General features: G+C 66.2%; 21 protein-coding genes and 1 pseudogene. 13 read left to right on the top strand and 9 right to left on the bottom strand.

Going from position 1 to position 23849, the window contains the following annotated elements; all coding sequences use genetic code 11:
* Window positions 1-8: 8 nt before the first annotated feature.
* The 4 genes from A5643_RS18450 to A5643_RS17790 all read left to right on the top strand — a co-directional run bounded on the left by A5643_RS18450 (window position 9) and on the right by A5643_RS17790 (window position 3618).
* A complete protein-coding gene (locus tag A5643_RS18450; RefSeq protein WP_066854600.1) occupies window positions 9-254 on the top strand; it encodes an arginase family protein in 246 nt (81 codons plus the stop codon).
* 355 nt (window positions 255-609) lie between these two features.
* Window positions 610-1509: a hypothetical protein gene (locus A5643_RS18205; RefSeq protein ID WP_156628745.1), complete on the top strand. Its 900-nt coding sequence runs from the start codon at window positions 610-612 to the stop codon at window positions 1507-1509.
* Window positions 1510-2202: 693 nt separating this feature from the next.
* The gene (locus tag A5643_RS10360; protein ID WP_066854595.1) at window positions 2203-2679 is read left to right on the top strand and encodes a hypothetical protein; all 477 of its coding nucleotides are present in this window, start codon (window positions 2203-2205) and stop codon (window positions 2677-2679) included.
* Between the two features lie 450 nt (window positions 2680-3129).
* Entirely contained in the window at window positions 3130-3618 is a 489-nt protein-coding gene (locus A5643_RS17790; RefSeq protein ID WP_082948880.1) for an LppP/LprE family lipoprotein, read from the top strand.
* Window positions 3619-4026: 408 nt separating this feature from the next.
* Here the strand turns inward: A5643_RS17790 and gjpA are convergent, their stop codons facing one another.
* Window positions 4027-5367, bottom strand: a complete 1341-nt coding sequence (gjpA, locus tag A5643_RS10355; protein ID WP_197497700.1) for an outer membrane porin GjpA — start codon at window positions 5365-5367, stop codon at window positions 4027-4029.
* A gap of 287 nt (window positions 5368-5654) precedes the next feature.
* Between gjpA and A5643_RS10350 the strand changes: the two genes are divergently transcribed.
* The 6 genes and pseudogenes from A5643_RS10350 to A5643_RS10325 all read left to right on the top strand — a co-directional run bounded on the left by A5643_RS10350 (window position 5655) and on the right by A5643_RS10325 (window position 13201).
* Complete coding sequence (locus A5643_RS10350; RefSeq protein ID WP_156628742.1) at window positions 5655-7157, top strand: hypothetical protein; 1503 nt, start codon at window positions 5655-5657, stop codon at window positions 7155-7157.
* Window positions 7158-7459: 302 nt separating this feature from the next.
* Window positions 7460-8187 (top strand): annotated as a pseudogene (locus tag A5643_RS10345) (lipase family protein); the annotation flags it as partial.
* 96 nt (window positions 8188-8283) lie between these two features.
* Entirely contained in the window at window positions 8284-9585 is a 1302-nt protein-coding gene (locus A5643_RS10340; RefSeq protein ID WP_066854723.1) for an AurF N-oxygenase family protein, read from the top strand.
* Window positions 9586-9735: 150 nt separating this feature from the next.
* A complete protein-coding gene (locus A5643_RS10335) occupies window positions 9736-10575 on the top strand; it encodes a class I SAM-dependent methyltransferase (RefSeq protein ID WP_066854587.1) in 840 nt (279 codons plus the stop codon).
* 345 nt (window positions 10576-10920) lie between these two features.
* The gene (locus A5643_RS18195; protein WP_156628741.1) at window positions 10921-11628 is read left to right on the top strand and encodes a hypothetical protein; all 708 of its coding nucleotides are present in this window, start codon (window positions 10921-10923) and stop codon (window positions 11626-11628) included.
* 265 nt (window positions 11629-11893) lie between these two features.
* A complete protein-coding gene (locus A5643_RS10325) occupies window positions 11894-13201 on the top strand; it encodes a lipase family protein (protein ID WP_066854583.1) in 1308 nt (435 codons plus the stop codon).
* Here A5643_RS10325 and A5643_RS10320 read toward each other — a convergent pair.
* Genes A5643_RS10320 through A5643_RS10300 form a run of 5 tightly spaced genes read right to left on the bottom strand, consistent with a single transcriptional unit; the run spans window position 13198 to window position 18300 of the window.
* Window positions 13198-13995, bottom strand: coding sequence for a MerR family transcriptional regulator (locus A5643_RS10320; protein WP_231995523.1), 798 nt, complete (start codon window positions 13993-13995; stop codon window positions 13198-13200). The two genes, A5643_RS10325 and A5643_RS10320, sit on opposite strands and share 4 nt — an antisense overlap.
* A gap of 9 nt (window positions 13996-14004) precedes the next feature.
* Complete coding sequence (locus tag A5643_RS10315) at window positions 14005-15489, bottom strand: flavin-containing monooxygenase (protein WP_066854579.1); 1485 nt, start codon at window positions 15487-15489, stop codon at window positions 14005-14007.
* A 14-nt stretch (window positions 15490-15503) separates the two neighbouring features.
* Window positions 15504-16424: a ferritin family protein gene (locus A5643_RS10310; RefSeq protein ID WP_066854575.1), complete on the bottom strand. Its 921-nt coding sequence runs from the start codon at window positions 16422-16424 to the stop codon at window positions 15504-15506.
* 26 nt (window positions 16425-16450) lie between these two features.
* Window positions 16451-17308 carry an SDR family NAD(P)-dependent oxidoreductase gene (locus A5643_RS10305; RefSeq protein WP_156628740.1) on the bottom strand — a complete coding sequence of 286 codons (858 nt, stop codon included), beginning with the start codon at window positions 17306-17308 and terminating at the stop codon, window positions 16451-16453.
* Window positions 17308-18300: an alpha/beta hydrolase gene (locus A5643_RS10300; protein ID WP_502686234.1), complete on the bottom strand. Its 993-nt coding sequence runs from the start codon at window positions 18298-18300 to the stop codon at window positions 17308-17310. The genes A5643_RS10305 and A5643_RS10300 overlap by 1 nt, the downstream gene beginning before the upstream one ends.
* 299 nt (window positions 18301-18599) lie before the next feature.
* Between A5643_RS10300 and A5643_RS10295 the strand changes: the two genes are divergently transcribed.
* Window positions 18600-18821 (top strand): hypothetical protein, encoded by a 222-nt coding sequence (locus A5643_RS10295; RefSeq protein WP_066854573.1) that lies wholly within the window; start codon window positions 18600-18602, stop codon window positions 18819-18821.
* A 143-nt stretch (window positions 18822-18964) separates the two neighbouring features.
* Here the strand turns inward: A5643_RS10295 and A5643_RS10290 are convergent, their stop codons facing one another.
* Both A5643_RS10290 and A5643_RS10285 read right to left on the bottom strand, forming a co-directional pair.
* Window positions 18965-19369: a hypothetical protein gene (locus tag A5643_RS10290; protein ID WP_066854571.1), complete on the bottom strand. Its 405-nt coding sequence runs from the start codon at window positions 19367-19369 to the stop codon at window positions 18965-18967.
* Window positions 19370-19548: 179 nt separating this feature from the next.
* Window positions 19549-20553 (bottom strand): PHP domain-containing protein, encoded by a 1005-nt coding sequence (locus A5643_RS10285; RefSeq protein WP_066854563.1) that lies wholly within the window; start codon window positions 20551-20553, stop codon window positions 19549-19551.
* A gap of 117 nt (window positions 20554-20670) precedes the next feature.
* On the opposite strand from A5643_RS10285, the gene A5643_RS10280 reads away from it, so the two are divergent.
* Window positions 20671-21234 (top strand): dihydrofolate reductase family protein, encoded by a 564-nt coding sequence (locus tag A5643_RS10280; RefSeq protein WP_066854561.1) that lies wholly within the window; start codon window positions 20671-20673, stop codon window positions 21232-21234.
* A 42-nt stretch (window positions 21235-21276) separates the two neighbouring features.
* Window positions 21277-22128, top strand: a complete 852-nt coding sequence (locus A5643_RS10275; protein ID WP_066854559.1) for an LLM class F420-dependent oxidoreductase — start codon at window positions 21277-21279, stop codon at window positions 22126-22128.
* On the opposite strand, the gene A5643_RS10270 is transcribed toward A5643_RS10275, so the two are convergent.
* Complete coding sequence (locus tag A5643_RS10270; RefSeq protein ID WP_066854557.1) at window positions 22125-23810, bottom strand: serine/threonine-protein kinase PknH/PknJ; 1686 nt, start codon at window positions 23808-23810, stop codon at window positions 22125-22127. The two genes, A5643_RS10275 and A5643_RS10270, sit on opposite strands and share 4 nt — an antisense overlap.
* Window positions 23811-23849: the final 39 nt, after the last annotated feature.

Here is a 23849-nt window from a genome sequence, read left to right as displayed (position 1 = left end):
GCCGCGGCATGGGCATCGAGACCGAGGACCCGGCCGCGGTGCTGGCCGACGCTACGCACGTCTATGTGCACGTCGATGTAGATGTGCTCGACCCGAGCGAGTTCCCGGGCCGCAACACGCCCGAATCCGACCGGCTGACCATCGACCGCCTGGTCGAGATGCTGGAATCCCTGCGCGGGCTAAACGTCGTCTGTGCCGGTATCACCGAATGTGTGGGCACCGCGCCGCCGAGGTCGAGGTTCTCACCCCGGTGATCACCGCCCTCGGGGGGCCTGCTGCGGTCGCAGGCGGGCTGGCTCGCGTCGCTTCGGTGCACGGTCAAGCCTCGACGGGCTCTTCGGCGCCCGCGGTTGGCGGCGTCGCCGATGCGGTGTCGGTGACCGCGGGTTGCGCCGCGCGCATGCAACTCGGCCCGACCCGCCCTCGATCTGCCTGGCTTCAGACTCCGGGACATCCGGCGGCCGACTAAGGAGTGTGAACTGAAAAGTTTAAGTCGTCCATGAAATTCAACAAATAGACTGCTGTGAGTATTGACGTCAACTCTCAGCTTCGCCACAATCATAGTGATGACGGTCACAGTGACCGCTCTCTGGGATTGGAGGGGATCCGATGACCACTTATGCAGAGCGGCGCCCATGGGCCACTGCGGGAGTTGCACTGGCGGCCGCGTCGATGGTTGCGGCGGCGCCCATGGCTCTTGGTGGCGGGCTCTTGCCGCGCGTCGACGTCCCAGACATCCAACTCGCCGGGTTGGGTTCAGATGTCCTTACCGATCTGGGATCAGCGGGATTTGCGATCGCTATGCAACCCAGTGTTTTCGCTGGGACTGTTCTCGCCTTGCCGGTGGCCTTGGTCACCGATCCGGCAAACATTGGGAATATTACTTCGACTGTGAGTGGTAATTTTCAGGGCCTCTTCAACATGTTGCCTTCGCTTGCTGCCGGGTTCGCCAACGGGATCGTGGGGCCGGTGGCAGGGCCTTTAAGTGAGCTATCGGCCATGTTCACAGGTGGTGGTCTCGGAAGTCTGATTGGTGCGCCCGAACACCTGCTTGACGTCTTTCTCACGGGTGGAGCGGCTTATCCCAATTTCCTAGCCGACATACTTGGGCCGTTTTCTGCCGGATTGCTGAGCCCTGTCGGCGGACCACTCTCGGTGGCCTTGGCGCCGCTGGGCGTGTTGGAGTCGGTAACGAACACCGGTTTTCTTCCTGCGATGAGCATGAACGCTCTCCCGGACGGGCTCTTTAGCTCCGCAGCAGATGTGCTCGACCAACTATTGTCGACGAATATTCTGGGGAACGCAGTCGGCGACATCAACAACTTCCTAGCGGGAGGTATGACCGACATCGCTAACGGGATCAACACGTTGGGAACGTACCTGGGCGATGGGCTTCAGAGTGTGTTGGGGACGTTTATCAGTAATACGGGCGGTATTGACATATTGTTCGACCACATCGGAACACTGTTGTTGGCGGCGCCGCAGATTCTCCTCCAACTGCTGCTCTGAGCGCCGAACTCTCATAAAGCGACGGAACGTTCGAGCGGGCGGCTCCCTTCGATCGTGGAGGGGCCGCCCGCTAGCTTCTTGCCGATGCCTCGGGTAGATTTGCCGAAATATTACGGCGAGCGCGCCTCCACGGCCTGACCGTTTGTCGACATGGTTTGAAACGTCGACCACCTGCACGGGCTCGCTGCTGATGAGAAACGCAACAGCGTCAACGAGCGTCGCGCCCGGAAAGTGGCAAACGCAACCTCGGGCATGCTGGCCGCCCTGAGCAAACGTCTGACTTAGAACACTTGAGCAACCGGGTGGAGTATTCCGAACCGAATTGGTGTTGAGCGCGGCCGGAAACTACGCAGCTTCTTCCGGGGTTGACTGCGTTCAATGTCGCAACAACAGACGGATCGTCCGGCGCCTCCAGGTAACGCAGTAAGCCACGTCAAGTCGGTCGCCTACAGGGGGGCTAGGCAGCCAGTTGGCGTCGGCACCCCGGCATGCGCGGAGTGACTTCGAGCCGCGTCGTCTGGGAGTTCTTGGGACATGTCACCGCCATACAAAACGACCGGTGCAAGTCTCTTTCATTCGCGAAATACAGCATTTTCACAGAATCAAGCTTGTCAATCGATCCGAGGTGCTAACTTCTTCGACCTGAGCATCGGGCTGTAACCGGGCAAAGCGGGGGAGAAAATGCGAAGGAAGATGACGACCGCCTTGGCGATGGCGGTGGCGGTTTCGCTAATGGTCGCCGGCCCGGTGCCCTCATCTGCTGCAGCGGACACACAGTATGTACGCACCACGTCCGGCAAGGTCCGCTGCCTGGTATCAGGAGACGGCACCGGGACCGGGGCCAAAGGGCCGGTTGTCATCTGCGAAGCGTCGGACCCGCTGTCGCCTCCGTTTGACCAGTGGGACAACGTCGGCTTCCTTCAAGCGCCCTTGACGAGTACCGGGCTGCATTATCACAACGCAGTGGTCGATAGCGCCGGGAATTTCAGGTTCGAGGACGGGGGAAATATCGGGGCTGGCCGCCCGGACAAAGACCTGATCTTGGATTACGGCAAGACCTACCGCGTCAAGGGCTGGACTGTTAACGCATCGAGCGACGGTACTCGGTTCGCCTGCGACGACACAGGTCACGGCATGTTCGTGAGCATCGAGAACGTCTATTCGTTTTGATCAGCGGCGTCCGGAGGTAGCGGTGAAGAAGAGGAAAATTGCACCAGCCGTGCTAGTCAATGTTTCGGTGTGGCTGGCCGCGGGAGTCTTCGCCGTGCCGATGGCGCGTGCAGACGACGGGTGGGTGGCTGCGGCGAGTTCCCCCAGCCACGAACAGTTGGATTGGGGTTATGGGCCGGACCAAGCAACCGCAGAGATCACGGCTCTGACGCAGTGCTCTCAGCTCCAGCGCGCCGACGACTGCCGGCTACTTGCTTCCAGCCCCGACTGCGTTGCTGTGGTCTGGGATGGCGATCAGCCCCTGAATCGTGCGCATGGTGCATCGGGGGGAGGGCGTGACGCGGTCCTGCGGGCCGCGATAGCCGCTGCCGGCCCGCACGCCAATGATCCTGAAGTGCGGTGCACGTGGGAACCCCACTCGTGAACGTAGGCCGTGAAGGGAGACTGAACATGCGACTGCTCAGGCTATGGGCCGTGGTGTTTTTCGCGGCCGGAGTGGCACTCGCGAGCCCGGTACCGGGTGCGAAAGCTGACCGCTGTGGCATCGACCTAGCGGCGCCGGAGATCGCTTCTGCCGTCAGCACTCTGCTGCCATACCCCGGCACCGACTGGAAATGGACGAGCGATCCCGGAACGGTTCTCGGCAACTTCGACCGTTGCGCGACATTGTCGACTGCGTTGGTCAGCGTCGAAAGAGCCACCGGTAGCTCACCGATCACGGCGCTGATGTTTCATGAAGGCGCCTACCTCGGCACTGCCACGTCGAAAGCCTACGGATTCACGTCTCTCAATACCGCGCGGACCACTGATGACACCGTAGTTTTGAATTACAAAACTCCGGGGGCATGCAATGCGTGTGCACCGGCCGCCGTCCACAGCGTTCGGTACCAGTGGCAAGGCAACCGGGTCGTCATGCTCGATCCGGCTCCTCCTGGTTGATTCACCGCGTAGCTAATCGTCTTCGCACACCGAGCGTTCGGCGTTCTCGCGGGCAACCGGCCAGGCAATCGCTGAGCCGTTATCGGTCCTCGTTCTGGAGAACGACGGCACCTGTCGGCAATGTCGTCACGAGCGAACACGTCGGCCTCGAGGCGGCCTGGCAACGTAACAAAGGCAGTCCGCCGGCAAGCCGCGCCGGATTGTTCTGTTAGGCGCGGTGCTGGCCTTCTTCCGGTGGCGTTTGGTGCGCTTCGCACCAACGAGCGCGCCTCGACCACTACTAGGAACCACCGCACGGGCTGGGTATTTTTATCTGGCTACCAGCGGGTACTTCAACCTGGCCATTGACAGGACCCGAGACCCCACTTGCCCATAGCCGGCTGAGCCGCGAGCGACTGAACGGTCCGATTATCCGCCGAGAAGGCCGAGCAACAGACTAGGGATGCTAACTGCCAGGTTCCCGAGCAGGCCGGCCCCAAGCACGTCCACACCCTGAGCACCGAAAACCTCAGCTAACTCGGAGGCCAGGTCGTGGCTCAGGAGCGCTGCGACTTCAACAAGTGACTGTTCCACCGAGTCGAGCAAACTCAGGCCCAGAAGCGTCGGCGGGCCGTTGAGCAGGCTGGTTGGGAAGAAAGTGTTCAGCGGACCGGTATTGAACAACCCAGCGATGGCGTCGATGAGTGGGTTGCCTCCGGACCAAGCGGGGTTAAGCGCTTTAGCGATGGTCTCTGGGAGACCGATCAGGGTACCGGCCGCTCCCGGCCCGTGCCCGGGGAGGCCGTAACCACCTTCCGCGAGCGAGAAACTGCCGATGTTCAGGACGTTGACACGGCCGGCAAAATCCAACGCGTTGAACAAGGACCCGGCCGGACTAAGCAATCCACCGGTCTTCAGCCCTAACGCATCAAAGATCCCTTTGACCAGGCTCATCTTCGGCAGCAGCGGGAGCTGGATCTCGCCGATCGCAATTTCATTCGGCAGCCCGAGCGCCGTTGCCAAATCAACGACGTCGAGCGACTCCCCTCCATTGAGCGCAGCACCCGCCATGTGCGCCGGAATGTTGACGAGATCGTTCAGCGCAGTGATGGGGTCTGAAAGGTTGTCGACAGCAGACTGAACGCCGTGCCCGAAGGCAAGGCCGGGCCCGAGGATCGGGCCGACGGCGCCGTACAGGATTCCACTAGCCGGTGAGGCAGTGAAATCGAGAACCGAGCGCAACAAAGGGTCTCCGACTGTAAGGAGGCGGAGCGTATCGAAAATCTCTCTGTGCCCGACTGTCGTCACGTCGAAGTGCAGGAGATCACCGAACAGTCCTTTGAGGAGTGTGACTGAGGCGGTCCCGTCGAGTGCGCCGAGGAGGCTCGGGTCATAGGCAAAAGGAGCTTGAAGTGCGGCTTGAAAGTTGCCACCGATGCTTCGCGCGACGTCACTTACGGTTTGCGTCCCGTCAAGTAGTCCCGTCATGTAGCCGATCTGGTTGGCGCCGACCTGCTGGAGCACAGGGAACGCCGGTGCGTTCACGACCTTCCCGACGAGGTACTCGGCGTTCGCGAGGGCCCCAGGTGAGCCGTCACTGCCCATGAATACGTCGATCCATGGACTAATCGGATCGAAGCTCGCGGTGAGTTCGACGCCGGCGAAGTAGCTCCCTGTCGAAGTAGGCGTAACAAGCGGAACCGCCCCCATCACGCTCGCGGCTGTTATCGCGACGCTGGCGGTTATCCGCGCCCGCGACGCGCCTGCCATCTGTTGCATCGTGAGTAGTACCTCGTTTGTCATCGCGCTACCGCCGTCACATCGCCAAGGACCATACCTTATGACTCCCTGAGTGGAGCTATCGGCTCCTGGGTCTATGCGGCGCGCCGATAACCTTCGTGCGCACCAGGCGATCTCGGAAGTCATCGGGCCTACGTCGCAAGAGACGCGCACGAAGCGATCTTGAGCGATGTTGTTGTAATTCAGGAAACATTCAGCTAGCTTCGTCGCAATGTGGCGACCATCACGGGTCCCATCATGACAACAGGGGAGATCAGGTGCAGCAATCAACAGTCCGGCCATGGGCCACCGCTGGCGTGGCGCTGGCGGGAGCCGGGATGATCGCAGTTACTCCGGTTGCCGCCGCGCAACCACTACTCGACGTCCAAGCGCGCGCGGTTCACCTCACCTCGGCATTTGACGACCTGATCAATCCGTATTCCGACTTGGCGACGAACACCTGGGGCAACCTGGAGGCTATCGCCACTGAACGGTTCGCGAACCCGGCACCGTTGCTGAGTCAGGTACTTGACAATCACACTGGTTTCGGCGCAGGAATCGTTGCGGCCTTGCAAGCCGGCGACCTCGACGCTCTCTCGGAAGCCATCGACATTGCTCCACGGACCATGGCGCAGAACTTCCTCAACGTCGCCCGGGCTCTGACGGACACATCGGTTTCACTCGATCTCGACAACCTGGTCGGCCAGATCAACGCGCCACCCCTTCTTGAGTTGCTTGGAATGTTCTTCGGTGGCGGCTCTACGATCAATCTCATCCCGATGCTGCAGGGTCTCGCTGATGACGCAGTCGGCAGCTGGGGCATTCAGGCAGGGATGCCGACCGCGTTGGCTATCGATGCGATCGGAGCGCCGTACCATGGAATCAAGGCCTTGATGGAGAACGCCACCGCTTTCGGCGACGCCGTCGATGCTCAAAACTGGCAAGCTGCAGCAACCACCTTGCTGATTTCGCCGGCCACGACGACGGATGCATTCCTCAATGGCCAGGGAATTAGCATCTTCGATGTGCTGAGCTTCCTGGGAATGGATGCCGGACAATTGAACTCGCTGCCAACGATCGACCTGCCGACCGTCAACGGCATCCCCTTCCCGAACCCTAACTACAACCTGCTGAAGGACCCGCTGTCTCATGCAATTCTGACTGCTCGCGGAGACCTTGGTTCGGTCGGCGTGAAATCGATCGACGCGAACTTCCCGCTCAACGGCTTGCTTGCCCCGATGCAGAATCCCTATATCGGTGCGACTCTCGAATACACTGGGGGAGGGATCGCTTTCGACGAGATTGCGCCAGTCACTAAGTTTCCGTGGTATGCGCCTTGCTCGTTGCAGCCGGGCTGTGTCGGGGGCATCCTTCCTGGCCTCAAGCCAAACCCGATGAGCTTTCTGGGCGGAGAAATCGAACTCGCCCCCGAGTACACCGGCACCAAATTTGGTGGCCTTGTTCCGGCGTTGGTGAACTGGGCTCCGCAAGAACTCGCCAAGGAGATCAACGGCACCGTGCCCGGGCCGTGGAACGAGATCATCACCCAGTTCGGCGAGTTGCCAGAGCACATGTGGAACAACTTCCAGTTGACCTGGCTGCTCGGCGAGCGAGGTTGGCTTGGAATGTTGACCTCCGCTCTCGGACTCGAATCGTTGGGCTTGGACCTCTCCACCGTGGGCGGCTTGCTGGACGTGGGCAACCTTGGTGGACTGTTCGACCCGACGGTCTTGGGGATCGAACTGCTTCCCAACTTGGTCGGTGCGTTACTGGGCTTTTGAGCCTGAAGTCGGCGAGGGCGCCCCGTGTTGCCGGGGCGCCCTCCGGCGATTGGGTTCGGTGGTGACTAGGCCTACTTGACGGATGGTGACGAACGCCCTAGGAGGCGACTCCTCGCGGCCCAGGACTGCGCACACAACGCCCACCCGATCATTGAAAAGGCCGCTCCGAATACGGGCGAATTCGTCATCGGGGAGTGACCGCTACTGAAGCTGATCCGGTACCGGTGCGGTCACCTCACCTGACGGGACGTCGCTGGTGAAAGCACTTCCCCGTTGCGGCGAACCCAACCCAGGAGAAGACCATGGCGAAGCCGTCCGACTCTGCTCCGGCGGCTGCCACGCTCGTAGGGTCAAGCACCGCGGTAGCCGCCGTCGCCGGACCGGCCGCGGCGCTGCGCAGCCCCGCGGTGATCCGGCGACTCAACGACTGGGCAAGCAATCGGCTCCCCGACGAACAAAACGCCAATCGGCACGCCGCGATCCTGCCCACGCCGATCGCAAACAAGGGTTTCTATTCCGCGCCGGGTGATCTCAGCGCCCTCGCCAACGGCGAGATCGTCCGCGTCGAGCCGGTGTCACCGCGGCTGCCGATCCTCGGCGCAGCCGCCCACCGGTTCATGGTGCGCTGCACCGACACCGCGGGCCACGCCGTGCCGGTGACCGCCACGCTGATCGAACCGCACCGCCCCTGGCGGGGCAGCGGGCCGCGACTGGTCGTGGTGCGCAACCAGCCGATCAATTCCCTTGGTCTGAAGTCCGCACCGTCGTACCAGATCGCCCACGGCGTGTACGTCGATGTCCCGTCGCTGCTGCCGCTCCTGCTGGCGCGCAATTACGCGGTGCTGCTGCCCGATCACGAAGGCCCGCGGATGGCGTACTCGGCGGGCCGGATGGCCGGGCACGTCGTGCTGGACTCAGTGCGCGGTATGCGCACGCTGCGACCCGAACTCGCCGAATCATGGTGATGGCCGCCAACAGCGGGGGACGACCGCCAACGGTGCGCGCCGCGCAAGAACAGCCGACCTACGCCACCTACGCCACACCGACCATGTTCCGGTGAGGAAGATCACAGCTTGCTATTCTCAGCAGGAACTGCGGTCAGGCGGGGGCTGGGAAGGCGGTGGTCATGCGCGCGGAGGACGCGTCGGCGGACCACTACGCCCAGCGGGTGGAAGCCCTCTCGCAGGCCACAGTGCGCCTGCGGTTCGACCCGTTCGTTGACATCGACTGGGACGCGGCCGAGAACACCCTCGACCCGACCGACCCCCGGTGGGAACTGCACCGGCACACCAGCCCCCTCGCGGCGACCGACTGGTACGCCGAGCAGCCGCTGCAAAAACGGGTGGACATGGGCCGCTGGATCATCGCCAACATGTGCAAGGTCGGGATTCAGTTCGAGATGATCCTGATCCGCAGCGTGATCCACCGGGCTGGCAAGCTGCCCAACACCCATCCGGCGTTCCGGTATCTCATGCACGAGGTCACCGACGAATGCAACCACATCCAGATGTTCCAGGAGTTCATCAACCGCAACGGTCAAGACGTGCCCGGAATGCGGCGGATGTCGCGAATCCTGGGACCGATCGCCAGCTTCGTCATCGGCTACCTCAAGACCGTCCTGTTCATCGCCGTGCTCGGCGGTGAACAACCCATCAATTACCAGCAGACGCTGGTCCTTCGCGGCGCATCGCAGATCCCGCCGCTACTGAGCAAGGTTCATTACATCCACTTGGCCGAAGAGGCCCGCCATATCACTTTCGCCGAGGACTATCTGGCCCAACAGGTGCGAACGGTGGGGCGGCTCAAGCGGGCCGCCTACGCGATCATGTTCCCGCTCATCCTGCGTTGGCTGATGGGCGAGATATTCACCCCACCGCGGTCATTCGCTCGGCAATTCGGGGTACCGCGCCGGGTTTTCAAGGCCGCCTATTGGCGAAGCGAATTCTCCCGGCAGATGTTGGTGGAGTGCGCTGCCGATGTACGGCGGGTGGCCGCCGATCTCGGTCTGCGCAACCCTTGGTCGCGGTGGGTGTGGTGGCTGCTCGGCATCGAGGGACGGCCGTCGCGCTACCGCAGCGAACCGAACCGGCTGTTCGAAGGCGCAACGATCACCCGACTCGACGAGCTTCGGACCACGGTGTGGACGCGGATCACCGCCGTGGCCATCGTGGCGGCCATCGCAGTGTTGGCCACCCCGGTCGGGTTGCGGATCATCGGCGCCGCGGCCGCAGGCGCGGCGGTGTGGGCGGTGTACCACCTGCTGCGGGAACGTCGCGGCGGTGTGGTCGGCAATCAGCCGTTCGAATGGCCGAGGCTGCTCATCTGGGTGGCCGTGTGCGTAAGCATGATTCCGGTCGGCGGGCTTATCGGACTCGCCATGGTGGTGGTGATGATCTTGGCGTTAGCCGAATTCCTGCCCACCCTTTGAACAATTTCCGCTGGCATTTCGTGGCAACACGGCCATGGCGGTGATCGTCGGTCGTCGCTCAACGGCGTTATCCCGGCGGTGAATTCGACGCGAATCGATGTCCGAGCCGATCTTCCCGGCGGTCGGCTCGCAGCGTGGTACGGTCCGCGAATGGCAAAGCTTCCGTATTTCGACATGCTTATCGATGAACAGCAGAGCGGGGGCGAAGTCGGGCAACTCTGGGAAAGCCAGGTGCACTGGGGCTATTGGGAAAACCCCAAGGACGCCGACGGCACCCGCGACGACTACATCGCAGCCATGGCGCAGATGAATCGCGTGCTCTTCGAGGCCAGCAAGGTCGCCGACGGGCAGCGTCTGTTGGACGTCGGCTGCGGATTCGGCGGCACCATCCAGCAGCTCAACGCCGAACATTCCGGCATGGACCTCGTCGGCTTGAACATCGATCCGCGCCAGCTCGCCGCGGCGGAGGCGCAGACCCGCGCTGCCAACGGCAACGCCGTCGACTGGGTTGAGGGCGACGCCTGCGCGCTCCCGTTCGAGGACAACTCTTTCGACCGGATCCTGGCCGTCGAATGCATCTTCCACTTCCCGTCCCGGGCCAAATTTCTCGCCGAAGCCGCCCGGGTGCTCAAGCCCGGCGGCTACCTGGCGGTCTCGGATTTCGTGCCGACCATGTCGTTCTTCGGCAAGACTCCGTTCTGGATGGTGATTCGCAGCCGGATTGCGAAATCCTACGGAACGCTGGGGAATCTGCCGTTGCGGTCCTACCGGGGGATGGGCAAACGCGCGGGTCTTCGGCTTGAGGCCAACCGCAACATCCGCAAGCACACGATGCCGACCTATCCGTTCATCATCGGGTTCCTACGCGAGCAGGGGTCGGCCGAGATCCAGAAGGTGATGCTCGGCGGCACTCGGTGGATGAAGTGGCTGTCCAAGCTGGGCTTCGCCCAGTACCGCGTGTACACGTTCCAAAAACCCGCCCAGGAGTGACAGCGGTCCGCCCCCCATCCCGATGCGGCGCGAAACGGCCGAATTGAGATTTGAGGCCAGGCCCGTCGTTTCAGCTGATCGAGCCCCAATGAACCGACACGGCAGGGTGCAATTGCGTCTGGGATAACACCGGGGCTGCGCTGATCGGTCGCGCTGCCCTCGCGCACCGGGACCTCGACCCGGCGGTCCGTACGGGTTCCGCGGGGCGCTCTTAGTAGGCAGACATACGACCCCGCACACCGCTTTCTACGCGCTTTGGCCGATGTTGCCGAGATCTGCCTCGTCGGAAAGTCGACGTATCAGATGTCGGTGTGCGGTGTCCCGCACCCAATCAGGAGGGATGTCATGGCGCCTCACAGACTGCGCGTGCTGATTTCGTCGACGTTTTCACTTGCGGTGCTGGCGGCCGCCGCCGGCCAGGCACCGGTGCTGGCCGAACCGTTGCCCTACGGTCCCGACACCTGCATTGACGGGTATGTCTGGCGCGACGGTCGCCCCGGCGATCACGTGTGCGTCACCCCGGCGATCCGTGACGCGACCGCCCAACAAAACGCCGACGGCGCCGCGAATCGGGAACCCAACGGCGGGGAGTACGGTCCCAACACCTGTAAGCAGGGCTTCGTGTGGCGGGAGGCGTTCGGGGGCGACGCGGTCTGCGTGACCCCCGACGTGCGCGAGCAAGCCCGGGCCGACAACGCCGCGGCCGAATCGAGGAAGCTCGCCAACCAGGCGCAGCCGCCGGTCGACCCCCCGATCGGCCCGCCGCTTGACCCGCCGAAACCGCCGGATGGGCCGCCGAAACCGCCGGATGACCCACCGAAACCGCCGGATGGGCCGCCGGCCTGCCCGCAGGGCCAAAGCCTCGGATCGGACGGCACCTGCATCACCAAGCGAATGGTGCTCACCGTCCCCTGCCTCGGCCACAACCTGATCGCCGACGAGATCTGCCCGCTGTGGGCACCGCCGCCGCCCTCGGCGTGGACGTTCTGCCCGGACGTCTTCAACGCAGCCGAGACCCTCAAGGGGCCGGGAGGCTGCCCCAAGCCGTGGTGAACGGCGTTTGTTCCCGGCGATGAGGGAACCAGCGCGACGATCCGCCGCCCTGGCGGACCTCGCCACCACCGGCTGAGAACCGCGTCCGAGAGTCGACAGTGACGCGTCGTCCCTCCGGAGAACGCGTCGGAAAGGACGAACAGAACCGCGGCCACGGGTGCGCGCCTTAAGCTGACTCGATGTCAACGAGCGCATCCGCTCTGGCGGTGCGGGGCCGGCGCACTCACGTCACCCGTTGCCGCGCGGCTTGAGGCAGGAGAGGCCGATGGCGAAGCTGCTCAATTCTGCGCCGGCCGCGGCCGCGCTCGCCGCGGCAAGCGCCGCGGTAGCCGGGATCGCCGGATCCGCTGCAGCCCTGCGCAGCCCCACGGTGATCCGCCGCCTCAACGACTGGGCGCGGCACCGCCTGACCGACGAACAAAACGCCGATCGGCACACGGCGATCCTGCCCACGCCCCTCGCAAACAAGGGCTTCTATTCCGCGCCGGGTGATCTCAGCGCCCTCGCCAACGGGGAGATCATCCGCGTCGAGCGAGTGACGCCGAGGCTGCCGATCCCCGGCGCGGCCGCCCACCAGTTCATGGTGCGCTGCACCGACACCGCGGGCAACGCCGTACCGGTGACCGCCACGCTGATCGAACCGCAGCGCCCCTGGCGGGGCAGCGGGCCGCGACCGGTCGTGGTGCGCAACCAGCCGATCAATTCCCTGGGGCTCAAGTCCGCGCCGTCCCACCAGATCGCCCACGGCGTGTACGTCGATGTCCCGCCGATGCTGCCGCTCCTGCTGGCGCGCAATTACGCAGTGCTGCTGCCCGATCACGAAGGCCCGCGGATGGCGTACTCGGCGGGCCGGATGGCCGGACACGCCGTGCTGGATTCGGTGCGCGGCATGCAAACGTTGCGACCCGAACTCGCCGAGTCACCGATGGTGATGGACGGCTACAGCGGCGGCGCGATCGCCACAACGTGGGCCGCCCAGGAACAGCCGACCTATGCCCCGGAGTTGCGCTTCCGCGGTGCGGTGGCCGGCGGCACACCCACCGACTATGCGCTGCTGTACCGCAGCATGAACGCCCGCCTGGGGTCGGGGCTCTTCGCCGCAGCCGTCATCGGGCAGGCCCGGGAATACCCGGAGATGGTCGGGCTCTTCGGCGATTTCGCGCTGTACATGGCCACCCTCATCAAGGACCTGCCGCAACCACCGCTGGCGCTGGCCGGCCTGGCCCGCCTCGATCTGGGCCGGATCTCCACAGTTCCGGACCCGCTGGAATCCGAGATCGCCCAGGCGGTGATCGCCGACAACAAGCCGGGCGCCGCCGCACCGACGATGCCGGTCCTGTTCCACCACGGCTCGCGTGACCGCTTCCTCGGTGACCAATTCGTCCCCGAGCAGGGCGTGCTCGAGGTCATCGCCAGCTGGCGGGCGCAGGGCGCGACCGTCGACTACCTGCCGGTGCCTGGTGAGCATCTGATCGCGGCCGGCTGGGCGATGCCCGCCGTTCTGCGCTGGATGGGCCGCGCCCTCGGGGAGCCCCGGATCGCAGACCCGAGTGCGCACCGCGGCGTCGGCTAAGTCCCGGATTGAGCGTCCGGCTCGGAGCCCCCGACTTCGGCTCCGGGGATCGTCTTGGCCGCCCGGTTGTACTCAGCCAACTCGTCGCGGACCGCGGCCGCCAGCGCCCGGTCCAGGCTGGCGTGCGCGGCGCGCCCGGCCACCCGGCGCATCACCGCGATGATGTCGGCGGCCCAGGCCAGTTCGGCGTCGTCGCTGGGATACCAGCCGGGTCCGCGTTGCCGGGTGATCTCGGTGTGGCCGTGGCGCACCATGGCGCGGGCCGCGGCGTCCAGCTTCTTGTCGGTGGCCGCCGTGGCCTTCAGGATCGCGGTCAGCGGCATCCCGCGGGCGATCAGCGCCGCGTAGTCCTCGATGATCCGGCGATCCGGCACCAGGTAGCGGTCCGGGTCGCCGGTCGGCTCGATCACCCCGTTGCTGCGCAGCCGCCGTAGTGCCGGCGCGTCGAGCGCGCCGAGGCGCTCGGTCAACTGTGCCAACGACATCGTCCGTGACTCCGGATGCGACCACGGCGCGGTGACCAACTCCGCCAAGTCATCGAGGTTGAGCACCTCCGCCAACTCCTGCCCGTCGCGCAGCCCGGTCAGGAACTTCAGGATGTGCTTGACGGTGAACCCCTCGCCGAGCAACCGGATGACGGTCTGCAACTGGCGCAGATGCCGGTCGGTGTAGATGGCGACCCGGCCGCGCCGCACCGGGCGGGTCAGCAGCCCGCTCTCCTGATAGACGCGCACGTTGCGGGTCGTCGTCCCAGCCTCCCGCGCCAGGTCGTCGATCCGGTACTCCACCCCCACGGTCCGCCCCTAGCCGACCGCGACCGGGTCGCCCAGCTCCTGGCGGGCGGTGATCTTGAAATCCTCCAGGTCCACGTGCTTGAGCTGGTTGACGTATTGGGTGGCGAAGCCGGGGTACATGGTGGCGTTGAAGCCGTCCGCGGTCAGATACCAGCTTTGGCATCCGGAGTTCCAGGTGGTGGACTGCAGCCGCTGCTGGATGTCCTCGTTGTAGCGCGCCTGCACTTCGGGGCGAACGTCCAGCGACTTCCAGTTGAACTGCAGCAGTTTGCCGATCGCGGTCACGATGTAGTCGATCTGTGCCTCCATGTACACCAGCGCCGAGTTGTGGCCCGGCCCGGAGTTCGGCCCGAACGTGAAGTACAGGTTCGGATAGCCCGACACCGCGACGCTGCGGTAGGCGAACGCGCCGCGGCTCCATTCCGAGGCCAGATCCCGGCCGTCGACACCGGTGACCGCGAACGGGGTGCCGGCCTTGGAGACCTCGAACCCGGTGGCGAAAACGATGCAATCGAATTGATGCTCGATGCCCTCGACGGTGCGAATCCCCTCGGCCGCCAGGCGGGCGATCGGCCAGGTCACCAGCTTGCAGTTGTCGGCCTGCAGCGCGGGATAGTAGTCGCTGGTCATCAGGATGCGTTTGCACCCGGCGGCGAAGTCCGGCGTCAACTGCCGGCGCAACCACGGATCTTTGACCTGCAGCCGCAGATTGAGCGCGCTGACCGCCTCCACGACGCGGGTGGCCGGGGTGTTCCACACCAGCCCGAGCGCCATCGACTCGTGGCCCCAGTACCAGGCGGAACGGGCCAACTTCTGCGCCAGCGGCAACTCCTTGAAGACCCGCTTGACCAGGCCACTGCTCCGCGCGTTGACCCGGGGCAACACCCAGCCCGGGGTGCGCTGAAACACCTTGACCGTGGCGGCGGTCTTGACCAGTTCCGGGACGATCTGCACCGCGCTGGCGCCGGTGCCGATCACGGCCACCCGCTTGCCCGCGAAGTCGTAGTCGTGGTCCCAGCGGGCACTGTGGATCTTGTGCCCGCGGTACTCGTCGATGCCGGGGATGTCGGGAAAGTCGGCGTTGGCCAGCGGGCCGGAGGCGACGATGACCGCCCGGGCGCGCACGGGCTCGTGGTCGGCGAAGCTGACGGTCCACTCGCCGGCGGCCGCGTCGTAGGCGACGCCGGTCACGTTGTGCCCGAAGCGGATGTGGCTACCGACGCCGGAGGATTCGACCATGTCGTCGATGTAGTCGAGAATCTCGGCGCTGCCCGAATAGGTGCGTGACCAGTGCGGGTTGGGCGCGAAGCTGTAGGAGTACAGGTGCGAGGGGATGTCGCACGCCGCACCCGGATAGGTGTTGTCGCGCCAGGTGCCGCCGACTCGGGTGTCCCGCTCAAAGATCACGAAATCGGTCACACCCTGACCCTTGAGCCGGATCGCGGCGCCGATGCCGGCGAAGCCGGCACCGATGATGGCTACGGAGATCGTCATTGCGGGCGGCTCCTTCAGGCGACCGGCTCGTAGGTGAGCTCGCGCGACCAGGTCGGGGTGCGCCGCACCAACGGCATCGGGATGACGCTGGTGACCTTCACCAGCGAATCGGCCAGCCAGTGGTATTTGGAGGTGCGGTCGATCACCTTGCGGGACTGCCAGGAGACGATCTGGTACATCGGCAGCCGGCGGGTGAATCGGCTGCGCTCGCCGACGCCCTGGAACCGGCGCATGGCCTGATACAACCTCTCCTCGTTGACCCCCATGGCGACGATGTTGTCGCGCATCTTGTTCAGCAGCGGGAAGTAGCTGAGCACCCCGATCAGGAAGGAGGGTTTGATCCAGCCGCCGACCAGCTCGATCAGCAGCTTGTACATGTCGGCTTGGCCGAGCAGATGCATCACCTCGAAATCGACGGCCAGGTGCCGGGATTCGTCGGAGTTGATCCGCCGGAACACCTCCTGGGCGATCGGGTCTTTGACCTCGTCGGTGATGAACTTGATCAGCGCTCCGTCCAGCGCCACTTCCAGCATCGGGATGACGGTGCCCAAAAACGTCAGGCCCATCCCGTCGGAGTGTTTGTCGAGCCAGTTGATCACCAGCTGCACGTTGACGTTCGGCGCCGGGATCTCGTCGTCTTCGAGCATGCCCCACCGGCGCATCAGCGCGAGTTCGGCGTTGGCGTGCTTCTGCTCCTCGGCGTGGAAGTGTTCATAGATGCTCTTGAGGGTCGGTGTCGGCGCCTTTTTGGCCAGCGCGGCGAAGCCGCGGGCGCCGACGTTCTCGATCCACATCAGATCGGACATGAACGGTTTGAGCTTGGCCCACAGCTCCGGCTCGATGAGTTCGGCTCCGGGTGCGTCCCAGTCGATATCGGCCAGCGCCCACTGCTTGTCCTTGATGGTCTGCAGCATGGCGTCGAAGTCCATGGCCATGATCGTGTCCTTTCGGGTAGGCGGGATCAGTTGTCGGGCAGCAGGCGGCCGAGCAGGCCGGCGCCGCGGACGTAGAGTCCGGGCAGGTGGCGTTTCAGGTGCCAGATGACGGTGGCGTCGACCTGCGGAACCACGTACAGCCGACCGGCGTCGTGCGCGTCCAGGGTGCGGGCGGCGACGCTGTCGGCCGACAGTCCGGTCCAGCGGGCCAGCTGCTTGCTCAGGTTCATCGAGCCGGGGGTGATGCGGCCGTCGTCGAAGACGTTGGTCTTGACGAACGTCGGGCACAGCACCGTCACCGCGATATCGGTGTCGTTCAACTCCGCGGCCAGGGTCTCCGACAGCGACATCACCCCGGCTTTGGAGACGTTGTAGGCCGCCATCGACGGCGCGGCGGCGAACCCGGCGGCCGAGGCCACGTTGATGACGCCGCCGCGGCCGGCCTCCCGCAGCAGCGGGGTGAACACCTCGCAGCCGTAGATCACGCCCCACAGGTTGATGCCCAGGGCCCAGTCCCAATCCTCGAAGCCGATGTCGCCGACGGGCTTTCCGCCGATGCCGACCCCGGCGTTGTTGATCACCAGGGTGGGCGGACCACCGAATACCTCCTGGGCGGTCGCGGCGAGTTTCTCGACCGCGGCGCGATCGGACACATCGCACTGCGTCGCGTGCGCGCTGCCGGTGGGCAACCCGTCGATCAAGGCGACGGTCTCGGCGGCGCGGTCGGCGTCGATGTCGGCGCAGATGACCTCACCACCGCGGCGGGCGAGTTCCAGGGCGAACGACCGTCCGATGCCGCTGCCCGCGCCGGTGACCACCGCCTTGGCGTTGGCGGAGCGCCGGTCGGTGCGCAGGATGTTGAGCAGAGCGTCGATGGAGAACATCAGCACACCTCTTCGGTGTCGTGGGAGCGGTGGTCCTGGTAGGCATTCGAGATGAAGTCCGCGGCGCGGCGCAGCGCGGGCTTGGCCTCGGGGGCCAGGCGCGGCAGCGCCTGGAAGACGTGCAGCATCCCCGGCCAGATCTCCAGCAGGCTGCGGCCGCCCGCGTCGGTGATGGCGTCGTGCAGATAACGGGCGTCGGCTTGCAGCATCTCGAAGCCGCCGACCTGGGTGAGCATCGGCGGCAGCGTGGCGGCGTCGGTGAAGTCCAGCCGCAGTCGGGGATGGTCGGGGTCGTGGCCGTCGGTGTAGAGCCCCACCATCCGGCGCGCGCGTCCCGCGGCCATCGCGGGGTCGCGGCGCACCTGCTCCTGCTGTAGTGCAAGCTCGAGGGTCAGATCGATCAGCGGCGAGAACAGCACCACCCCGGCGGGCTGGAAGTCCGGTTCGTCGGCATGGGCGAGCAGCAGGTCGAGCGTGAGGTGACCACCCGCGGAGTCGGCGCCGATGACGAGATCGGCGGCCGCGTAGCCCTGGGCCAGCAGCCAGCGGTAGCCGGCCTCGACGTCGTCGGCGGCCGTCGGGAACCGGTGTTCGGGCGCCAGCCGATAGTCCACCACGAACATCGGCAGACCGGTGGCCTCCGACAGTCGGGCGACCAGCTTGCGGTGGGTGCGCGCCGAGCAGATGGTGTAGGCGCTGCCGTGCACGTAGTAGCCGGCGCGCTCACCGAACTCGACCCCGGGCGCCAAAACCCACTCGCCGCGCATGTCCGGGGTGTTGACCTCGATGATCGTGGTCCCGCCGGGCGTGGAGCCGAGCGTTCCCATGATCGAGGCGACCAGCGCGCGGCTGAACCGCACTCCCGCGCTGGTCGGCGGGATGACCCCGGTGAGGCTGCCCAGCGTCCAGCGGGTGAGGGTGGCCGAGGCCACTGCTCGGGCCGAGGCGTGGACCGGTACCGGCGGCAGGGCGGATTCCGTCACGTAAAGCAGTCCATCACGAACTGTGACATTTGGCAATGTCACAGTTAAAAGTGCTGTTTTGGTGGGCGGTCGGCACCGTCATCACCGTGGCCCGCGTCCAACCCCGGAGGGCCCGGGTAGAGGCGCTGGAAGCTGTTGCACCGGAAGGTCTTTCCGCCGGATCCCGGCCAAAGTGGCCGGCTGCCCTGCGCGGTGGTCAGTCACCGCGGTTCGAACGGCGGATGTTTGGCTTTCGTTCGGTTCGGCAATCCCTTTCGTGAGTCCCGCCTCGCAGGCCACTGCACCATGCGCCGGAAAGGATGATTCCCATGGCAACCAAGACCGAAGACACCTTCAAGGTCAAGGATCCCGTCTACTTTAACTACCGCTCGGCGCACGACCTGGAGGGCCGCATCGTCGGGATCGCCAAGAAGGGCAAGACCTCAGCGACGACTACCTATGAGGTCATGCCGTTCAAAAAGCACATCCATCCGGGTGAGAAGGTGCCGATCCACCGCACCGGAGCGCACCTGCGTCACCGCGACACCTAAGCCGCCGCCCAAGCCGGCAGGTTCGCCCGGCGCCGTGGTGACGATCAGCCCGCGCGTCGAGCGACGTCGGCGGCCACGCCGGGACCGGCGGTGCGCGAACGTTATCCGCGCGACCGCCGGTGTTCCGGTCCGCTGGCCGAGCGTCAATACCTCACGATGGTGTCGGCGTAGCGGTCCCCGCACTTCACATGCACATTCCAGGTCCCGCCGAGCTGCGGGATCGGGAGGATGACCGGCAACGAGTTCTGCTTGCCGTGCACCAGCACCGGCACCGAGAACGGGATCGGCGGGGTGGGCGCCACCCCCAGCGAGGAGTAGATGCATACGGCGTTGATGTCGTCGTTGTTCAGGTGGTCCGCGATCTGGACGCCCAGCACCGCCGCAGGCTTCTGGTAGGTCACGGTGATGCCCTGCTGGCTGAACGACGCCGGGAAGGCGTTGGCCTGGGCCGGCCCCGCCGCGGTGAACAGCAGTGCCGGCACGGTGCTCGCCGCAGCGGCCATGGTGATCGCCGAGCGGCGCAGCTTGGTCGAAATGGTGGTGGTCATGGTGTCCTCCCTTGGGGTGACGGCCCCGGTTGGGCCGCTCTGTGGGTAGGAGCACCCGAGTCCCGCGAACCGGACAGTTTTTTCACCACCACCTCTGCGGTCCGCCCCGAAGGGATGGGCGGCGCTACACCGCCGCTAGATTCGCTTGAGCGCCGCGCCGGGATCGTCGCCGGTGACGCTTAAGCCGCCGTCCAGTCCAGCAACTCTTCGACCGGCCACGTGTTGACCACTCGCTCGGGCGCGATCCCGGCATCCAGCGCCCGCTGCGCCCCGAAGCCCAGGAAGTCCAACTGCCCCGGCGCGTGCGCGTCGGTGTCGATGCTGAACAGACAGCCCAACTCATGCGCCAGGTGCAGCAGCCGCGTCGGCGGGTCGCGGCGCTCCGGGCGGCAGTTGATCTCCACCGCGGTGTCGTGATCGCGGCAGGCGGCGAACACCGCCTCGGCGTCGAACTGGGACTCGGGCCGTCGGCCCCGCCCGCCGGTGACCAGCCGCCCGGTGCAATGCCCGAGCACGTCGACCACGGGGTTGGAGACCGCCCGCACCATCCGCCGCGTCATCGCCGCCGACTCCATCTTGAGCTTGGAGTGCACGCTGGCGACCACCACATCGAGGCGCTCCAACAACTGCGGCTCCTGATCGAGGCTGCCGTCGTCGAGGATGTCGACCTCGATGCCGGTCAGGATGCGCAGCGGCGCAAAGTGTTCCCGCAACCCGTCGATCACCTCAAGCTGGTGGCGAAGCCGCTCCGGCGACAGCCCGTTGGCGATGGTCAGCCGCGGCGAGTGATCGGTCAGCGCGCAGTACTCATGGCCCAGTGCCGCCGCGGTGGCCATCATCTCCTCGATCGGCGCCGACCCGTCCGACCAGTCCGAGTGCAGATGCAGATCCCCGCGCAACGCCGCCCGCAGCGCCCCGCCACCGAGATCGGGTGCCTCCTCCCGCAGCCGCACCAGCGTGTCGGGCTCCCCGCCGGCCCAGGCCTCGATGATCACCGCGGCGGTCTTCGGCCCGATCCCGGGCAGTGACTGCCAACTTTCGGCCACCCCGTGGCGCCGCCGCTCGTCGTCGTCCAGGGCCTCGACGACGTCGGCGGCGCGCCGGTAGGCCATCACCCGCCGCGGGTCCTCGCGCGCCCGGTCCTTGTAGAACGCGATCTGGCGCAGCGCCTCCACCGGATCCATCACCCCAGTCTGCCGCAACCGCGAACCCGCCAGGCTGGAGCGCCGCGGTCCACTCCCGAGACGACGCGGTGCGTTACGGTGCCCGGTGGCGGACAACGGTGACCGCGAGGAGGGCACGTGGGCAAGGTCGCGTGGGGCTTCACCTGCTCCATCGACGGGTTCATCGCCGGACCGGATCACGACATGAGCTGGCTGTCGGTGGCCGAGCCGTTGGCCGAGGGCACGACCGAACGCATGGCCGCTCGGGTCGGGGTGATCATCTCCGGTCGCGCCGGCTACGACGCGGCGAGAGCCCAACAGGGCCAGCGGGGTGCCGCGACCGACGAGGCCTACGGCGGCGCCTGGTCGGGAACCGAATTCGTGTTGACCCACCGCCCCGACGAGCTCGCCGACGACCCGACCGTCGTCGCAATCAACTGTGACGTCGTGGAGGCGATCCGGCGCGCGCAGGAGATCGCGGGGGAGCGCGACATTCAGATCGTCAGCGCCGACATCGCCCGCCAGGCACTACAACACGACCTGATCGACGAACTTCAGGTCTTCGTCGCCCCGGTGTTTCTCGGCGACGGCACCCGCATCTTCGACGTGCCCGGCGGGCGCCGAATCGACTGGGAGCTCACCGAAATCGACCGGGACAGCCCGCGCAGTTTCGGGCGGACCTACCGGCCGAAACGCCGCTGATCGGCGGGCGAGCAACCCTCCGAGTCCGGTAACCTCAAGGGAATGCGTTTCGCGTTCAAGACCTCACCGCAGAACACCGGCTGGGCGGAGATGCTCGCGGTCTGGCGGGCCGCCGACGGCATCGACGTCTTCGACTCGGGCTGGACCTTCGACCACTTCTACCCGATCTTCTCCGACCCCACCGGCCCGTGCCTGGAGGGCTGGACCACCCTGACCGCTCTGGCCCAGGCCACCACCCGGCTGCGGCTGGGCACCCTGGTCACCGGCGTCCACTACCGCCACCCGGCCGTGCTGGCCAACATGGCCGCCGCGCTCGACATCATCTCCGGCGGCCGGCTGGAACTGGGCATCGGCGCCGGCTGGAACGAGGAGGAATCCGACGCCTACGGCATCGAACTGGGCAGCATCCGCGATCGGTTCGACCGGTTCGAGGAAGCCTGCCAGGTCTTGATCGGTCTGCTCAGCCAGGAGACCACCGACTTCGACGGCCGCTTCTACCAACTCACCGCCGCCCGCAACGAACCCAAGGGCCCGCAGCGCCCGCACCCGCCGATCTGCATCGGCGGCAGCGGCGAGAAACGCACCCTGCGCATCACCGCGAAGTACGCCCAGCACTGGAACTTCGTCAGCGGCACCCCGGCGGAGTTCGCCCGCAAACGCGACGTGCTGGCCGCGCACTGCGCCGACATCGGCCGCGACCCGAACGAGATCCTGCTCTCCGCGCACGTGCGGCTGGACTCCGACCTCGACTACGCCAAGGTGATCGACGACGCCGCAGCCCTCGGGGAGGAGGGGCTGGATCTGGCGATCGTCTACCTGCCGGTGCCCTATGACCCGGGGGTGCTCGAGCCGCTGGCCGAGGCGATCCGGGATTCGGGGCTGATTTCGGGTTAGGCGGGGATCTTGGCGCGCAGCGCCTCAGCCACCGTCACGGCCTGATCGGTGACATCGGTGCGGCAGACCAGCACGTCGACCGCCGCGTTGTTGGCGGCGGTCAGCGCCCGCTGACAGCCCATCCCGGCCCCGCCCTCCATCGTGTAGATGATCGTCAGCATGTTGCCGGTGCGGGTGGGTTCACCCAGTGTCCAGCGCTGCGGGGTGGGCGGGGTCGGATAGTTCAACGTGATGCGGGTGTTCGCGCACTTGGTCCACTGCTCGGTCTGCCCGGCGAGCAGTTTCTCGGTGGCCGCCACCGACGGCAGCGTGATCACCGCCTCGATCACCCGGTAGGCGGGCATCTGCGGCTGATCCTGGAAACCCTGGTTGCGGGCAGCGACCCACCCCAACTCGGAGTAGACGGCGCGCTGCCCGGGCGCCCAGGCGCTCAGGCACTCCTTCTCCTCGATGGTCGGTGAATCCTCGGCCGGAGAATCCATCGACCCGTACTTGGTCAGGCTGGGCGCGCCGATCATCCCGGCGAGCTGCTCGGCCGGCAACATCACCCCGTCGAGCGCGGTCGCCGACACCGTGGGCGGCGGCGGGCCGGTCGTGGTGGTGGTCGAGGTTTCGGAGGCAGGTGGGGGAGGAGCGGCCGCATCGTCGCCCGGCGAGCGGGAGGCCAACACGACCGTGGTGGTCGCCGCCACCGCCAACACCGCAACCCCGGCCAGGGCGGCCAGGATCTTGCCGCGCCGGCGAGGCGGTGCGGGCTCGCGCCACGCCGCGGTGCCCGGCGTCGACAGCTGGGTGGGGGCTCCGTAGAAGCCCGGCTGGCCGGCCGGCGGCGCTGACGCCGGTGGCCCGCCGTGCAGGGCGGCGCGGGCGGCGGCGGCCAGCTCCGCGCCGCTGGAAAACCGGTGGGCGGGGTCTTTGGCCATCGCGGTGGAGATCACCGCGTCGAAGGCGCGCGGCAGCCACGGCGCGAACTCACTCGGCCGGGGCGGCGGCTGGTTCAGGTGCGCCATCATCACCGCCGGGGCGCCGTGCGCGTCGGCGAACGGCGTTCTGCCGGTGAGCATCCGAAACAGCGTGCAGCCCAGCGAGTACAGATCGGCGCGGCCGTCCACCGGCCGCCCGGACAGTACCTCGGGGGCGGCGTAGGCGACGGTGGCCACCATCGACCCGGTGGCGGTCAGGCTCGTGTCGTCGAGAGCGCGGGCGATCCCGAAGTCGCCCAACAACACCCGCTCATCGGAGCCCGGGGAGTTCTCCAGCAGGAAGTTGGCCGGTTTCACGTCGCGGTGGATCACGCCGCGGTGGTGGGCGTAGTCGAGGGCCTTGCCGATCTCGCCGACGATGTAGACCGCGCGCTGCGGGGTCATCTCCCCGCGGTTCAGCGCGTCGTCGGCGTCGATGCCGTCGACGAACTGCATCGCGATCCACAGCCGGCCGTCCTCGGTGCGGCCGCGCCGGTAGATCGTGACGATGTTGGGATGGCTGAGCCGGGAGGCGACGTCGGCCTCCCGCACGAAGCGGGCGCGGAACTGCTCGTCGTGGGACAACTCGGTGGACAGCAGCTTGAGTGCATCCCGGCGCGGCAATTCGGGGTTGGCGACCAGATACACCGTGCCCATGCCGCCGGCGCCGAGCACCCGCTCGACCCGGTAGCCGGCGATGAGAGATCCGACCGGGAGCATGGCTATGCGGCGGGCCGGGACCGGTCCGCGGTCACGTGC

This window comes from Mycobacterium sp. 1274756.6, from assembly GCF_001668625.1.
Classification (GTDB): domain Bacteria; phylum Actinomycetota; class Actinomycetes; order Mycobacteriales; family Mycobacteriaceae; genus Mycobacterium.
This window is presented reverse-complemented; position numbering and strand designations above follow the sequence as displayed.

Coding starts and splice junctions, on each gene's coding strand:
- A5643_RS18450 (WP_066854600.1), top strand. CDS start 9: ATGGGCATCGAGACCGAGGACCCGGCCGCGGTGCTGGCCGACGCTACG.
- A5643_RS18205 (WP_156628745.1), top strand. CDS start 610: ATGACCACTTATGCAGAGCGGCGCCCATGGGCCACTGCGGGAGTTGCA.
- A5643_RS10360 (WP_066854595.1), top strand. CDS start 2,203: ATGACGACCGCCTTGGCGATGGCGGTGGCGGTTTCGCTAATGGTCGCC.
- A5643_RS17790 (WP_082948880.1), top strand. CDS start 3,130: ATGCGACTGCTCAGGCTATGGGCCGTGGTGTTTTTCGCGGCCGGAGTG.
- gjpA (WP_197497700.1), bottom strand. CDS start 5,367: ATGGCAGGCGCGTCGCGGGCGCGGATAACCGCCAGCGTCGCGATAACA.
- A5643_RS10340 (WP_066854723.1), top strand. CDS start 8,284: ATGCGCGCGGAGGACGCGTCGGCGGACCACTACGCCCAGCGGGTGGAA.
- A5643_RS10335 (WP_066854587.1), top strand. CDS start 9,736: ATGGCAAAGCTTCCGTATTTCGACATGCTTATCGATGAACAGCAGAGC.
- A5643_RS18195 (WP_156628741.1), top strand. CDS start 10,921: ATGGCGCCTCACAGACTGCGCGTGCTGATTTCGTCGACGTTTTCACTT.
- A5643_RS10325 (WP_066854583.1), top strand. CDS start 11,894: ATGGCGAAGCTGCTCAATTCTGCGCCGGCCGCGGCCGCGCTCGCCGCG.
- A5643_RS10315 (WP_066854579.1), bottom strand. CDS start 15,489: ATGACGATCTCCGTAGCCATCATCGGTGCCGGCTTCGCCGGCATCGGC.
- A5643_RS10310 (WP_066854575.1), bottom strand. CDS start 16,424: ATGGCCATGGACTTCGACGCCATGCTGCAGACCATCAAGGACAAGCAG.
- A5643_RS10305 (WP_156628740.1), bottom strand. CDS start 17,308: ATGTTCTCCATCGACGCTCTGCTCAACATCCTGCGCACCGACCGGCGC.
- A5643_RS10295 (WP_066854573.1), top strand. CDS start 18,600: ATGGCAACCAAGACCGAAGACACCTTCAAGGTCAAGGATCCCGTCTAC.
- A5643_RS10290 (WP_066854571.1), bottom strand. CDS start 19,369: ATGACCACCACCATTTCGACCAAGCTGCGCCGCTCGGCGATCACCATG.
- A5643_RS10285 (WP_066854563.1), bottom strand. CDS start 20,553: ATGGATCCGGTGGAGGCGCTGCGCCAGATCGCGTTCTACAAGGACCGG.
- A5643_RS10275 (WP_066854559.1), top strand. CDS start 21,277: ATGCGTTTCGCGTTCAAGACCTCACCGCAGAACACCGGCTGGGCGGAG.
- A5643_RS10270 (WP_066854557.1), bottom strand. CDS start 23,810: ATGCTCCCGGTCGGATCTCTCATCGCCGGCTACCGGGTCGAGCGGGTG.